We start from the raw sequence: 13,573 nt of genomic DNA on the forward strand, positions 1-13,573 counted from the left end.
CGAGATGACTCGGACAAGCTGGCGGAGCGCGCTCACGAGATGGCGAGAGCGCCTGCACGAGACCGTCGACGACGAGCGGGGAGACGTGCCCGGATGGGTCTTGGTGACCCTGATGACCGCGGGGCTCGTCGTATTGATCTGGGGGCTGGCAGGTCCGGCCCTGCAGGGACTGTTCGAGCAGGCGATCGGCAGCGTCGCCGGGTTCTGACCGCCGTCCGCGCTCTCCACGACGACGACACCGGCTCGAGCCCCGTCGAGTTCGTGCTCGTGGGCGTCCTGCTCACCGTGCTCACCGTCGCGGTGCTTCAGCTGGGGCTTGCGGTCTACGTGCGCAATGTGGTCCATGACGCCGCTGTCGAGGGCGCCTACCGCGCGGCGCTGGCCGACACGACGCTCCAGGACGGCGTCAGTCGCACCAATGACCTGATCGCGCGGACGGTGGGCACCGGTTTCGCCGGGACGGTCACGGCGCGCGAGACCGAACGGCTCGGTCACGCCGCCGTCGAGGTGACCGTCGTGGCCACCCTTCCGCTGCTGGGACTGCTCGGTCCGGCCCAGGGACTGGAGGTCACCGCCCATGCGCCGGTCGAGACACTCGGATGAGACAGCTGCCGACGCCGAGTCCGAGCGGGGCTCCGCAGCACTCGAGTTCATCGTCGGCGGCGTCATCCTCCTCGTTCCGATCGTCTACCTGATCGTCGCGCTCGGCGCGATCCAGTCGTCCGCGCTGGGCGTCGACGCCGGTGCCCGCCACGTGGCACGCACGATCGCATCGGCGCCGGACCGCGCCACCGCCGACGCCCGGGCCGACCTCGTCCTGGCCGCCGTGGCCGATGAGTACGGCCTCGACCCCGGCCGTGTCGACGTCACTGTGACGTGTCGCCCGGCCGGCGCCGAGTGCCCCGCAGCCGGGGCGACTGTGGTCGTGCACCTCGCGGCATCCGTCCCCCTGCCGCTGGTCCCTCCGATCCTCGGCCTCGACGACATGGCGCGGATCCCTGTCGAGGCGGTCGCCGTGCAGAAGGTCTCACGCTTCTGGGGGACGCAATGACCCGGCGTCCACTCACCGGCGACGAAGCTCCCGATGACGAGGGCACCGTGCTGGTGCTCACGATCGGCTACGCGCTGCTCGCCCTGGTGCTGGTCCTCGTCTGCGCCGACGCGACGAGCCTGTATCTCGCCCAGAAGCGCGCCGACGCGGTGGCAGACGCCGCAGCGCTGGCCGGTGCCGACGGCTTCGTGCTGTCGATGGATGCCGGTGACGCGACCGCCGCACTCACCGATGACGGAATCCGCGATCAGGCCGCCGAGATCGTGGCCGCGTTCGACACGGTCACCCTCATCGCCGCCGGCACGCCGGACGGCGTCTCGGCGCGGGTGACGGTGGCGACGGTGTGGCATCCGCCGGTGCTGACCCTCTTCGTGCCCGAGGGTGTCCGGCTCGAGGCGACCGCGACCAGCCGCAACGCGCTGCGCTGAGCGGTCACCGCTGACGCGGCACGAAGCGCGGCACCCATCGCCAGAACGCGATGGCGCCCAGCAGGCCGACCACGCCCATCGCGCCGGTGGCGATCGCCAGGGAGCTGACCGCGGCGAGGCCGGAAACCAGCAGGGGGGCCGCCGCGCCGCCGGCGTCGGACAGCGTCCGCCACGACCCGAGGAACGGGGCGGGGTCTGCCTGCGGCGCCACATCGGCACCGAGGGTGAGCAGGATGCCGCTGGAGAGCCCGTTGCCCGTGCCGAGCACCGCGGCGAACATCCCGAACCACAGGGCAGACTGGTCGAGATCGTGGGTGAGCGCGAGGGCGAGGAACCCGGCACCCATCAGGAGCATCGCGGGCATGACGGCCCAGAGCCGGCCGAACCGGTCCATCACCTGGCCGCTCGCGTAGAACAGGGCGAAATCTATGGCGCCCGAGATGCCGACCACCAGTGCGATGGTCTGCGCGTCGAGGCCGATGGAGACACCCCACAGCGGCAGGATCACCTGCCGAGCCGAGCGCACGGCCGAAAGGCTCGCTGCGGCCAGGCCCAGGCGCGACAGCACGTCGCGGTGTCGCGACATCGTGCGCAGGATGCCGTCGCGGCCGGCCGTCGGGATCGCACCGGTCACGGCCTCGCCGGTGTCTTCGATCATCCTGCCGTCACCGTCGTCGCTGACGGCGAGGCTCTCACGGGTCGAGTCGGCGCCGACGTCGATCGTCTTCTCGGGGTCGGGGCCGAACACGACCAGTGCGATCGTGGCCACCAGGCACGCTGCGAAGAACCAGACGGCGGCGTGCTCGTCGCCGAACAGTGCCAACAGGCCGGCGGCCGCGAACGGGCCGACGAACATGCCGAGGCGGAACGTGCCGCCCAGCAGCGCGAGTGCCCGCGCCCGGAACGAAAGCGGGACGCGGGTGGTCATGAACGAGTGGCGTGCCAGTCCGAACGAGGCGGCGGCGAAGCCGATGAGGAAGACGGATGCCGAGAGCAGGGCGATGCTGGGGGCGACGGCCAGACCGGCGGTTCCGACCAGTGCCACCCCGCCGCCGGCGACCATCGTGAGGCGCTCGCCCCACCGGGCGACCGCCCAGCCGGCCGGGATGTTGCCGCACAGCTGGCCGACGACGAGGAACGAGGCGACCAGTGCAGCCATCGGCACATCCGCGCCGAGGCGGGATGCCAGGATCGGCAGCAGCGGGACGACCGCGCCCTCGCCGAGCGCGAACAGCACGGTGGGCCCGTAGATCATGGGTGCGAAACGCCACAGCACGTCGCCGATGGGGATGGGCTCTTCACTGCGGGTCACCTCATCCACGTTAGTCTGGAGTGTCATGCAAGAAATCGACCTGTCCGCCGACATCCAGGCCCTGCGCAACACCTACGCCGACATCCGGGCGGTGGTGGACGTCCCCGCGCTCGAATCCGAGATCGCGCGGCTGAGCGAAGCGGCCGGCGCCCCCGACCTGTGGGACGACCCCGAGGCGGCGCAGAAGGTCACCAGCGCCCTCAGCCACCGGCAGGCCGAGCTCAAGCGGGTCTCCGAGGTGGGGCAGCGGCTCGACGACCTCGAGGTGCTCGTGGAACTCGCCGTCGAGATGGACGACCAGGAGTCGGCCGACGAGGCCCGCGGGGAACTCGCCTCGCTCGAGAAAGCCATCAGCCAGCTCGAGGTGCAGACGCTGCTGGACGGCGAGTACGACGACCGGTCGGCGGTCGTCACGATCCGCTCGGGCGCCGGCGGCGACGACGCCACCGACTTCGCCGAGATGCTCCTGCGCATGTACCTGCGGTGGGCGGAGCGCCACAAGTACGCCGTCAAGGTCATGGACACCTCGTACGCCGAGGGTGCCGGCATCAAGTCGGCCACGTTCGAGATCGACGCCCCGTACGCGTACGGCACCCTGTCGGTCGAAGCCGGCACGCACCGCCTCGCCCGCATCAGCCCGTTCGGCTCTGCCGACAAGCGGCAGACCAGCTTCGCGGCCGTCGAGGTCATCCCGGTGATGGAAGAAGCGGTCGAGGTCGAGATCCCCGAGACCGACATCCGCGTCGACGTGTTCCGTTCCTCCGGTCCCGGCGGGCAGTCCGTCAACACCACCGACTCCGCGGTGCGGCTCACCCACATCCCGACCGGCATCGTCGTGTCCATGCAGAACGAGAAGTCGCAGATCCAGAACCGCGCCGCGGCGATGCGCGTGCTGCAGACGCGTCTGCTGCTGCTCAAGCGCGAAGAGGAAGCGGCGAAGAAGAAGGAGCTGGCCGGCACCATCACCGCCAGCTGGGGCGATCAGATGCGCTCGTACTTCCTCTACGGCCAGCAGCTCGTCAAGGACCTACGCACCGGTTACGAGGTCGGCAACCCGGCATCCGTCTTCGACGGCGACCTCGACGGCCTCATCTCGGCGGGCATCCGCTGGCGCAAGCGCAAAGACGACGACTGAGCTCGCCGGTGACCGGATGCCGGTGCGCAGGGGTGTCGCGAGCAGGTTCGCACTGCCGCGCGTCTAGGCTCATCGAGTCATGATCCGGTTCGAACACGTCTCCAAGCACTACCGCGGGACCAGCAAGCCGGCGCTGAGCGATGTCGATTTCGAGGTCCAGCGCGGGGAGTTCGTCTTCCTCGTGGGCGCTTCGGGGTCGGGCAAGTCGTCGTGCCTGCGCCTCATCCTCCGCGAAGACACCCCGAGCGAGGGGCGCGTGGTCGTGCTCGGTCGCGACCTGCGCACGCTCTCGACACGCAAGGTGCCCTACTTCCGGCGCCACGTCGGGGCGGTCTTCCAGGACTTCCGGCTGCTGCCGAACAAGACGGTCTTCCAGAACGTCGCCTTCACCTTGCAGGTGATCGGCTCATCGCGCGCGTTCATCCAGCAGGCGGTGCCCGAGGTCCTCGCGCTGGTGGGTCTCGACGGCAAGGAGAAGCGCCTGCCGCACGAGCTGTCCGGCGGTGAGCAGCAGCGCGTCGCGATCGCGCGCGCTCTGGTGAACCGTCCCCAGATCCTGCTCGCCGATGAGCCCACCGGAAACCTGGACCCCGCGACCTCGATCGACATCATGCAGCTGCTGGCCCGCATCAACGCCGGGGGCACGACCGTGGTGATGGCCACGCACGAGGCCGGTTTCGTCGACCAGATGCAGCGCCGCGTGATCGAGCTGCGCGGCGGCGTGATGATGCGCGACGAGAACCACGGCGGCTACGGCGACACGTCGCAGCTGCCGACCCTGGCTCCCGCGCAGGAGAAGGGCGCCGCTGCGGTGGCAGCCCTCACCGCCGTGCTCGAACTGCAGCGGGAGATCGCCCGCGAGTCCCCGGATGCCGGTGCGCCGCAGCCCCCGGCCGCTGCGCCCGTCCGCGAGGAGGCCGGCACCCCGGCATCCAGCCCCGACACCGCCGGCACGCGCGGCGAAGACCCCGCGCCTGCCACGGAGGGGGCCACGCCCGCCGAGGCCGCTGCCGCCGACCGCGCGATGCAGATCAACGCCCCCGAGGTCGACCTGAAAGGCCTCGGCCTGGAAGGGCTCGGCGTGGCCGACCGGCTGGGGCTCGACACCGGCGACGAAGACGAAGTGGGCCCGACCTCATGAGAGTGCGTCTGATCCTCGCCGAGGCCCTGTCGGGCCTGCGTCGCAACGCGTCGATGGTGGTCTCGGTCGTGTTGGTGACCTTCGTCTCGCTCACGTTCGTGGGTGCGGCGATGCTCATGCAGATGCAGATCGGCCTCATGCGGGACTACTGGGTCGACCGGGCGCAGGTCGCGCTGTTCATGTGCCGGGCCGACTCGACCGCCACGACGTGTGCGGACGGCGTCGCCACCGAAGAGCAGGTGGCCGCCGTGCAGGACAAGCTCGACAGTGCCGCGCTTGCCGATGTCGTGCGCGATGTCCGCTTCGAGACCCGCGACGAGGCGTATCAGAACGTGCTCGATCTCTACGGCGACGACTACAAGGACTTCATCACGCCCGAGCAGCTGGGCGAGACGTTCTGGGTCAATCTCGTCGATCCCGAGCAGACCGACGTGATCGGCGAGGCGTTCGGCGGACAGGCCGGCGTCGAGGAGGTGAAGGACCAGATGCAGTATCTGGATCCGCTCTTCTCGGCCCTGACGATCGCGACGTATGTCGCGGTGGGCATTGCGGGGCTCATGCTGGTGGCCGCCGTCCTGCTGATCGGCACGACGATCCGGTTGTCGGCGTTCGCCCGAAGACGCGAACTCGGGATCATGCGGCTGGTGGGCGCCTCGAACCGGTTCATCCAGACCCCGTTCATCCTCGAGGGCGTCTTCGCCGCGTTCATCGGCTCGCTGCTGGCCAGCGGGGCGATCATCGCCGGCGTGCAGTTCGGAGTGCGGCAGTATCTGAGCGACCGGATCGACTTCGTGACGAACTGGGTCGGCTTGGGCGAGGTCGCCGTCGTGATCCCGCTCATCATCATCATCGGGCTTGGGCTGGCGGCGCTGTCGGCCGGCTTCGCCATCAGGCGGTGGCTGCGCGCGTGAGCTGCCCGCTCCGCTAGACTGGCCTGCTGCCGCACCGCCCGTCCGGGTGACTCCGCGGCTCGAACGAGGAGAACAGCCATGGTCCGCGAGCGCGGTGAACAGGTCGTTGCGACCAACCGTCGCGCGCGCCACGAGTATGCGATCGAGAAGACGTGCGAAGCGGGCCTCGTGCTCACCGGCACCGAGGTGAAGTCGCTGCGCCAGGGCCGCGCGAACCTCTCGGACGGCTACGCGTACATCGATCGCGGCGAGGCCTACCTCGACGCCGTCAACATCCCGGAATATTCGCAGGGCCACTGGACGAACCACTCCGCCAAGCGCACGCGCAAGCTGCTGCTGCACAAGGACGAGATCGTCAAGCTCTCGCACGCGATCAGCGCGGGCGGCTACACCCTGGTTCCGCTCAAGCTCTACTTCTCCGACGGTCGCGCGAAGGTCGAGATCGCCGTGGCGAAGGGAAAGCGCGAGTTCGAGAAGCGTCAGACCATCCGCGAGCGCGAAGACAAGCGCGAAGCCGAGCGTGCGATGCGCACGCGCAACCGCCTCGGGGACTAGCGTTCAGACCACTGCCGGCACGGCATCCACCGAGTGATCGGTGAAGGCCTGCTTGGGCACGAATACGAGCAGGACGGCCGCTACCAGGGCCGTCACGCCGCACACGATCCACACCGTGAGGTAGCCGGTGAACGATCCGGCCGTGCCTTCGGCGGCGACGCCCGCTCCGGTCGCGCCGTGGAACAGCGCGATGCCGAACACGCACGACGCGATCGCGCCGCCCACGGTCTTGACCGAATTGGTCAGCCCGGTGGCCACGCCGGTCTGCGTGGCCGGCGCCGCCGCTGCCGCCGCGGCCGGCAACGCGGCCACGAGCGCGCCCGAGCCGAGACCTACGACGACCATGTTGCTGATGACCTGCGCGTAGGCGGTGTGGAACGGCAGGAACAGCAGGAAGCCGACGCCGACCAGGAGTGCCGCGCCGATGAGGGCCACGCGCGGAGTGAAGCGGCGGGCGACCAGAGGGAAAGTCAGGGCGCCGACGATCATCGCGATCAGGTAGACGCCGATGATGAGCGAGGTCTGGAACCCGCCCGTGCCCAAGCCGAATCCGTACACGTCGGGATCGGTGCGCGCGAACGTTGACAGGGGCGCCTGCGCGCCCAGGACGCTTACGCCGAACAGCCCGGCTGTGAGGAAGACCGGGCCGAGCGCGGGGGAGCGGAACATGCGCACATCGATGAGCGGGTCGGGGTGCCGCAGCTCCCACGCGGCGAAGGGCCACACCAGCAGCACACCCAGGGCGACCAGCGCCCATGGCAGGACGTCGCCGACGCCGTTGAGGCGCAGGAAGCTGAGACCGCCCGTGAATGCGATGAGCGCGAACGAGATCAGCACCAGGCCCACGGTGTCCAGGCGCCCGCCGGTGGGCTCGGGCGACTCCTGCACGCCGAACAGGATCACGAAGAAGCAGACGACGACAAGCAGCGCCGGGATCAGCAGGACGATCCACAGCGGGATCGCATCGACCAGTGCGCCGCCGGCCAGGGCGCCGGAGATCGCGCCGAGCTCGAGGGCGGCCACGAGCAGACCGGCGGCGCGGGCGGTGATGGCCGCGCGCCCCTGCATGCGCCGGGACCGCGACCAGATGAGGGCGATCTCCAGCGGAAGCCACACGACGTAGAAGCCCTGCAGCGCCCAGGCGACCAGGAACACGGCGAACGAGTCGGTGAACGGCAGGGCGAGTGAGGCGAGGGCGGTCAGAGCGGTCGAGACGAGCAGGATGCGCTTGTGGCCGACCATGTCGCCGAGCTTGGCCAGGGCGGGCACCACGAGTGCCGACAGCATCAGCTGCGTGCCCTCGAGCCAGTTCACATCGGCATCGTGGATGCTCAGGTGCCGCGCGATGTCGGTGAGCATGGGCGTGTACCAGCCCTGCAGCACGCCGCTGGTGAACTCGACGAACGCGAGGAATCCGACGACGCCGGCAAGCGTCCCCAAGGTGACGCGTGCGGACATCATGCTCCTTGCGGGGGTTCGGGCGCGTCTACTGTAGCCGCTGCAGCAGCTCCCGATGGAATCGCTCGCCGTGCTCCAGTTCACTGATCTCCACGCGCTCGTCGACGCCGTGGATGCCGGCGCGCTGCGCCGCCGACATGGCCAGCGGCGCGAACCGGAACACCGCCGGTGAGAAGCGATGGAAATGCCGCGAATCGGTGGCCGCCATCGAGACGTACGGCACGGCCGCGGCAGCGGGGTGCGAGACGGCGAGGGCATCGCGCAGCAGCGTGAACTGCGCAGTGTCGGTCGCGGACTCGGGTGAGGGCTCGCTTCCTTCGAGCACCTCGACGTGCACGTGCGAGTCCTGGACGCGACGACGCACGCGGCGGACCGTACCGGCAACGGTCTCGCCGAGCGCGATCCGCAGGTTCACCGTCGCCGAGGCCTGTGAGGGCAGCACGTTCGCGGCCGTTCCACCGGCGAGCATGGTCGCCGCGACCGTCGTGCGCACCAGGGCCGCCGGCTCGCCGCCCAGCAGCACGAAGGCACGCGCCGTCAGTGGGGGCAGGGCGCCGAGCACGCGGTACAGCGCACGCGCAGGTCCGGTCGCGCGTGCGGCGAACAGGCCCAGCATGCGGGTGATGGCGGCGGGAGCGCGCGGCGGGAAGGTGCCGGGCGTGAGCCGGTCGACGGCCCGCGCGATCCGGCCCACGGCAGTGAGCGCGGGGGGCGTCGACGCGTGACCGCCTTCGCCGCGGGCGCTCAGGCGCAGGGTGAGCACGCCCTTCTCGCCGACCCCGATCATCGCGGCGGTGCCCGGGACGAGAGGCAGTGGCGCGTCGACGACCGCCCCGCCCTCGTCGAGTACTAGCCAGGGAACGATCCCGCGCTCGCGCAGCGTCGCGGCGATCTCCTGCGCGGCCGCGCCGTACGTCTCCTCATTGCCCCCGAATGACAGGTACACATCGCGCGGGGGAGTGAACCCTGCGGCCAGCAGGTTCTCGACCGCCTCGATCGTGACGATCAGCGGGCCCTTGTCGTCGAGCGCACCCCGGCCGTACACCCACCCGTCGGCGACGACGCCCGCGAAGGGCGGGTGGGTCCACGCATCGGACTCGTCGACCGGCACCACGTCGAAGTGCGCCATCAGGACGATCGGATCGGCCGCGGCATCGAGACCCCGCCAGCGGTACAGCAGCCCGAGGTCGGTGATGCGCTCGAGCTCGAGGCGCTCGTGCACCAGCGGATACAGCTCGGCAAGCAGAGTTGCGAACGCGTCAAACGGCTCCATCCCTCGGGTGTCGAGTTCGGCCGACACCGTCGGGAGCGCGATCATCCTCGAGAGACGCGCGGCGATGCCAGGACGCGGTGCGGTCTCGGGCCGGGGGCTGTCGGTGCTCATGGATACGACTCTACGGCCGCCCGAGACCGCCCTCAGCGCGCGCTGAACCGGGCTTCGACGGCGGCCGAGACGACGATGTCCTCGGGCTGGAATTCGAGGGCCGGGCCACCGGCACCCGCGGCGAACGCCGCCGTGGTCATGCGCATCATCTCGGGGCGGGCAGTGGCCGCCTGGTGCTGCGTGAGCAGACCGAGGTCGGCGACCTCCAGTGGCGTGACGGTGGAGTGGCCGATCGCAGCGGCGTAGGCCGTCGCCCGGTCGACGGCGACACGGACAGCGGATGCCGCCACCGCCGCCTCGGTGGCCTTCGCGGTCTCAGGGGTCAGATGCCACTGGACCCCATCCACCTGGACGCCGTCTTTCTCGGCGATGGAGGTGATCCACCACGACAGTGCGGCGAAGTCGGTGAACGTCGCCGTGAGCTCCACCGACGCGTAGTGGACGAGGGGGAGCTGGGTGCCCTGGTCGTTCCACGGGCGATTCGCCCACACGGCGACCCGCTGGCTCGTCCATTCGCGCACGGCGCCCTCGGCCTTGCGGGCGGCGAGGTCATCGCGCAGGGGTGCGCTGAGGGCGGCGATGCGCTCCACGACGGCGCCGCGCTCGGCGCCGTCCACACGGACGCTCACCGTGGCGATGGCCTCTTCGGGCGCCACTCGGGTCTCGTGCTCGCCCCGGACGGTGATGATCACTTCGCTCATGCCCGTGACTCTACGCGGGAATGGCGCGAACTCCGCACACGTTGTAGGCTGTATTGCTCGGGTGCCATTGGCATCCACGTGACAACTCCACAGGGTGACAGTGGTTCCTTCGCCGCAAGGCTCAAGGGGATGATCGGTTTCGACATCGCCTGCGAATCTGCGAGAAGCGGGCCGAGGATGCAGGGTTATCTCGTTAACGATCTCTGCAAAACAATAAGTGCCGATGCAAAGCGCACTGACTTCGCCCTCGCTGCGTAAGCGAGCCTGAAGTCCGTCAGGCCGTAGGCGACCCCGCTACGGATCCTGGCGTCATCTAGGGGTCTTGCTGAACGGTGGCGTCTGGACGCCGTTCGGGACTCTTCCCAGACTGGGCTCGTCGACTTAGGTGTCTGTGACAAAGGTCGGAGCCGAGCAGAACGTCTCTACAGACTGCGCCCGGAGAAGACGCCGTATCCCAGCGATGGACGGGGGTTCGATTCCCCCCATCTCCACGAAGCCGCTGTCACCAGGAGTGAAGGGCCCGACTTTCGCGATATTCTGCGGAAATCGGGCCCTTCGTCTGTGCGGGTGGATGCCGGAACGTATCACAATATGACGGCGCAGTACCGTCGCGGGCGAATGCAACGCATGATGCTGGCATGACCACGACACCTCCCGCGTCGACGTTCGAGACGCCGCTCAAGTTCGCGTACTGGGTGCCCAACGTGTCGGGCGGCCTCGTCGTCTCGACCATCGAACAGCGGACCGATTGGCAGTTCGACTACAACAAGCGGCTCGCGCGCATCGCGGAGCAGAGCGGCTTCGAGTACGCCTTGACGCAGGCGCGCTACGCCGCCAGCTACGGCGCCGACAAGCAGCACGAGGCCACGGCCTTCAGCCTGGCACTGCTCGGCGCCACCGAGCGGCTGCGCATCATCGCGGCGGTCCACCCGGGCATGTGGCATCCGGGTGTCCTGGCCAAGTGGCTCATCACGGCAGATCACATCTCGGGCGGCCGCGCCGCGGTCAACATCGTGTCGGGCTGGCTGAAGGACGAGTTCACCGGCTTCGGGCTGCCCTGGCTCGAGCACGACGAGCGGTACGTGCGCACGGAGGAGTTCATCCGGATCCTGCGCGGACTCCTCACCGAGGACGGATTCTCCCACCACGGCACCCACTACGACATCTCGGACTTCACCCTTTCTCCGCGGCCGCTGGACCTGCCCGGACGCGCGCACCCCGAGATCTTCTTCGGAGGCAACTCCACCGCCGCGCAGGCGACGGCCGGGCGTGTGGCCGACTGGTACTTCTCCAACGGCCGCAGCCTCGACGGCTACGAGGAGAACGTCGCCGGCGTACGCGCGGCTGCGGAGGAGGCGGGGCGCACCCCGCGCTTCGGCCTCAACGGCTTCGCGATCGTGCGCGATACCCGTTCAGAGGCGGAGGAGACGCTGCGCGAGATCGTCGCCAAGGCGCACCGCCCCGCCGTGGAGGGTTTCCGCGAGGCGGTGAAGGAAGCGGGCCAGTCCACGGCCGACGGTCGCGGAATGTGGGCCGACTCGTCGTTCGAGGACCTCGTGCAGTACAACGACGGCTTCAAGACCCAGCTCATCGGGACGCCCGAAGAGGTCGCCGCCCGCATCATCGCGTACAAGCGGGTGGGCGTGAACCTGCTGCTGACCGCCTATCTGCACTTCCAGGAGGAACTCGCCGCGTTCGGCCGGGAGGTGCTGCCGATCGTGCGCGCGAAGGAACAGGACCTGGCGCGCGAGCACGGCACCGAGCTGAACACCGACCTCCTGCCCGAACTCGCCGATACATCGGCGGGCGCGCTGGTCTGAGCCCGGTTCAGGCGGCCGGGCGCTCGATGAGCAGCAGGCCCTGCTTCGTGTCGGACAGGGTCACCCAGTCATCGCCGAACCGGTAGGTCATGCCGTACCCGTTCTCATCTGTGTTCAGCGCCTGCATCGGGTCTTCGGTGTAGTAGACACCGGCATCCGAGTCCTCGCGCATCCAGCCGTCCTCGTCGAGCTGCGCCTGAGCTGTCGTGACCTCGTCCGCCGTCAGGGGCGCCCAGGCGAAGATCAGCACGTTTCCGGTGGCCACCGAGAAGTCGCCCCAGGTGCAGCTGATGCCGTCGGCCGGTGCGACGTCGCCGATGACGAAGGGCTCCTCCTTGTATGTCCAGCTCTGCGCCTCGAGCTCGGCGAGCGTGTCGGTCGACACGAGGGTCTCGCAGGTGGCGGTGACCGGCTCGGGGGCCTCGTCGGTGACGTCGGGCGCGGGCGTCGCGGGATCGGTCGCGCCGGTGGTCGGCGCGGCGGGCGGAGCCGTGGTGACGGGCGGAGCGGCTTCGGGCGTGCCGGCGCACGAGGCGGTCAGGAGGGCCGCCGCGGCGATCGCCGCGCTTGCGGTGACGCGGGCAAGAGAAGAACGCATGATGGTGGTGAATACTCCGGGGTCGGGGGTTGATATCAGTTCGTGGCGCCGTCGATGAGCGCGCGGAACTGGTCGTGCAGGATGCCGTTGGTCGCGAGCGAAGACCGCGACGCCAGCGAGTCCGCCCCTTCGATGTCGGTGAAACGGCCCCCGGCTTCGCGGACGATGGGCACGAGAGCGGCGATGTCGTACTCCTTCACGTCGAATTCGGCGACGAACTCGAGCCTTCCCTCGGCCAGCAGCATGTACGGCCAGGCGTCGCCATAGCCACGGTCGCGCCACACGCTTCGGGTGAGTCGCAACAGCGCATCGGTTCGACCGACCTCGTCCCACTGGCTGAGGCTCTGGAAACTGGCACTGGCCTCCGCGAGAGTCGAGACCGACGACACGCGAAGGCGACGCGGCTCGCCGCCGGGCACATTCGTCCAGGCGCCGAGCCCGGACGCCGCCCACCACCGGCGCCCGATGGCCGGCTGGCTGGCCACGCCCACGCGGGGGACGCCGTCGACCACGAGGGCGAGGAGCGTCGTCCACATCGGGATGCCCTTGAGGTAATTCGCGGTGCCGTCGATCGGGTCGATGATCCACTGACGGGCCGAGGTCCCGGTGACGCCGAACTCCTCGCCGAAGATGCCGTCGGCCGGCCGCTCGGCCTCGAGCAGCGTGCGGATCGCCCGTTCGGTGGCCAGGTCGGCCTCGGTCACATGCGAGGAGTCAGCCTTGAGCTGCACGTCGAGGTCCGGCGCGTCGAAGCGGGCCATCGCGACCGCGTCAGCGGCATCGGCCGCTCGAAGAGCCAACGCGAGATCGGCCGAGAGGTCGCCCTCGTACGGCGTCGACCAGGGCGTCGCGGGAGCGGGGGGAGTCACCCCTCCAGGATACGGGGCCGGTGCCGGCTCGATTGGCGAACCAGCGCATCAAGATGGTAACGTTGACCCTCGGTTCGCCTGATAGCGGACAGCCTGCACCTCTAGCTCAATCGGCAGAGCAACTGACTCTTAATCAGTGGGTTCTGGGTTCGAGTCCCAGGGGGTGCACCACACCGAAACCCCCGCCCGGCGACACCGTCGGAGCGGGGG

At 69.6% G+C, this 13,573-nt stretch carries 15 protein-coding genes, 1 tRNA gene and 1 other RNA gene; 11 read left to right on the top strand and 6 right to left on the bottom strand.

Annotated elements, in window-relative coordinates; all coding sequences use genetic code 11:
* Positions 1 to 4 precede the first annotated feature (4 nt).
* Genes BKA10_RS16585 through BKA10_RS03145 form a run of 4 tightly spaced genes read left to right on the top strand, consistent with a single transcriptional unit; the run spans position 5 to position 1,479 of the window.
* A complete protein-coding gene (locus tag BKA10_RS16585; protein ID WP_241740036.1) occupies positions 5 to 208 on the top strand; it encodes a hypothetical protein in 204 nt (67 codons plus the stop codon).
* Positions 205 to 603, top strand: coding sequence for a TadE/TadG family type IV pilus assembly protein (locus BKA10_RS03135; RefSeq protein WP_277816586.1), 399 nt, complete (start codon positions 205 to 207; stop codon positions 601 to 603). Before BKA10_RS16585 ends, BKA10_RS03135 begins: the two co-directional genes overlap by 4 nt.
* Positions 578 to 1,051 carry a TadE family protein gene (locus BKA10_RS03140; RefSeq protein WP_183498554.1) on the top strand — a complete coding sequence of 158 codons (474 nt, stop codon included), beginning with the start codon at positions 578 to 580 and terminating at the stop codon, positions 1,049 to 1,051. The genes BKA10_RS03135 and BKA10_RS03140 overlap by 26 nt, the downstream gene beginning before the upstream one ends.
* Positions 1,048 to 1,479: a pilus assembly protein TadG-related protein gene (locus BKA10_RS03145; RefSeq protein WP_183498555.1), complete on the top strand. Its 432-nt coding sequence runs from the start codon at positions 1,048 to 1,050 to the stop codon at positions 1,477 to 1,479. Before BKA10_RS03140 ends, BKA10_RS03145 begins: the two co-directional genes overlap by 4 nt.
* A 4-nt stretch (positions 1,480 to 1,483) precedes the next feature.
* On the opposite strand, the gene BKA10_RS03150 is transcribed toward BKA10_RS03145, so the two are convergent.
* Positions 1,484 to 2,734 carry an MFS transporter gene (locus BKA10_RS03150; RefSeq protein ID WP_183501041.1) on the bottom strand — a complete coding sequence of 417 codons (1,251 nt, stop codon included), beginning with the start codon at positions 2,732 to 2,734 and terminating at the stop codon, positions 1,484 to 1,486.
* 82 nt (positions 2,735 to 2,816) lie between these two features.
* On the opposite strand from BKA10_RS03150, the gene prfB reads away from it, so the two are divergent.
* From prfB to smpB, 4 genes are all read left to right on the top strand, one after another.
* Complete coding sequence (gene prfB / locus BKA10_RS03155; RefSeq protein WP_183498556.1) at positions 2,817 to 3,926, top strand: peptide chain release factor 2; 1,110 nt, start codon at positions 2,817 to 2,819, stop codon at positions 3,924 to 3,926.
* Positions 3,927 to 4,005: 79 nt separating this feature from the next.
* Positions 4,006 to 5,067, top strand: a complete 1,062-nt coding sequence (gene ftsE, locus BKA10_RS03160; RefSeq protein WP_183498557.1) for a cell division ATP-binding protein FtsE — start codon at positions 4,006 to 4,008, stop codon at positions 5,065 to 5,067.
* Positions 5,064 to 5,978 (top strand): permease-like cell division protein FtsX, encoded by a 915-nt coding sequence (ftsX, locus tag BKA10_RS03165; RefSeq protein ID WP_183498558.1) that lies wholly within the window; start codon positions 5,064 to 5,066, stop codon positions 5,976 to 5,978. Before ftsE ends, ftsX begins: the two co-directional genes overlap by 4 nt.
* 78 nt (positions 5,979 to 6,056) lie before the next feature.
* Positions 6,057 to 6,533: an SsrA-binding protein SmpB gene (smpB, locus tag BKA10_RS03170; RefSeq protein WP_183498559.1), complete on the top strand. Its 477-nt coding sequence runs from the start codon at positions 6,057 to 6,059 to the stop codon at positions 6,531 to 6,533.
* Positions 6,534 to 6,536: 3 nt separating this feature from the next.
* Here the strand turns inward: smpB and BKA10_RS03175 are convergent, their stop codons facing one another.
* From BKA10_RS03175 to BKA10_RS03185, 3 genes are read right to left on the bottom strand one after another with little or no spacing between them, the layout of a single operon-like run.
* Positions 6,537 to 7,991, bottom strand: coding sequence for an MFS transporter (locus tag BKA10_RS03175; protein ID WP_183498560.1), 1,455 nt, complete (start codon positions 7,989 to 7,991; stop codon positions 6,537 to 6,539).
* 28 nt (positions 7,992 to 8,019) lie between these two features.
* Complete coding sequence (locus BKA10_RS03180) at positions 8,020 to 9,375, bottom strand: M20/M25/M40 family metallo-hydrolase (protein ID WP_183498561.1); 1,356 nt, start codon at positions 9,373 to 9,375, stop codon at positions 8,020 to 8,022.
* A 32-nt stretch (positions 9,376 to 9,407) separates the two neighbouring features.
* Entirely contained in the window at positions 9,408 to 10,076 is a 669-nt protein-coding gene (locus tag BKA10_RS03185; protein WP_183498562.1) for an SIMPL domain-containing protein, read from the bottom strand.
* A 125-nt stretch (positions 10,077 to 10,201) separates the two neighbouring features.
* On the opposite strand from BKA10_RS03185, the gene ssrA reads away from it, so the two are divergent.
* Both ssrA and sfnG read left to right on the top strand, forming a co-directional pair.
* Positions 10,202 to 10,570, top strand: a transfer-messenger RNA (tmRNA) gene (gene ssrA / locus BKA10_RS03190).
* A gap of 144 nt (positions 10,571 to 10,714) precedes the next feature.
* The gene (sfnG, locus tag BKA10_RS03195; protein ID WP_183498563.1) at positions 10,715 to 11,896 is read left to right on the top strand and encodes a dimethylsulfone monooxygenase SfnG; all 1,182 of its coding nucleotides are present in this window, start codon (positions 10,715 to 10,717) and stop codon (positions 11,894 to 11,896) included.
* A 7-nt stretch (positions 11,897 to 11,903) separates the two neighbouring features.
* On the opposite strand, the gene BKA10_RS03200 is transcribed toward sfnG, so the two are convergent.
* Positions 11,904 to 12,494, bottom strand: a complete 591-nt coding sequence (locus BKA10_RS03200) for a nitrate ABC transporter substrate-binding protein (protein ID WP_183498564.1) — start codon at positions 12,492 to 12,494, stop codon at positions 11,904 to 11,906.
* 35 nt (positions 12,495 to 12,529) lie between these two features.
* Positions 12,530 to 13,363 (bottom strand): inositol monophosphatase family protein, encoded by an 834-nt coding sequence (locus tag BKA10_RS03205; RefSeq protein ID WP_183498565.1) that lies wholly within the window; start codon positions 13,361 to 13,363, stop codon positions 12,530 to 12,532.
* A gap of 95 nt (positions 13,364 to 13,458) precedes the next feature.
* Here BKA10_RS03205 and BKA10_RS03210 point away from each other — a divergent pair.
* Positions 13,459 to 13,534 (top strand) — tRNA-Lys (locus tag BKA10_RS03210).
* Positions 13,535 to 13,573: the final 39 nt, after the last annotated feature.

The sequence above is a fragment of the Microbacterium invictum genome, from assembly GCF_014197265.1.
Lineage (GTDB): Bacteria > Actinomycetota > Actinomycetes > Actinomycetales > Microbacteriaceae > Microbacterium > Microbacterium invictum.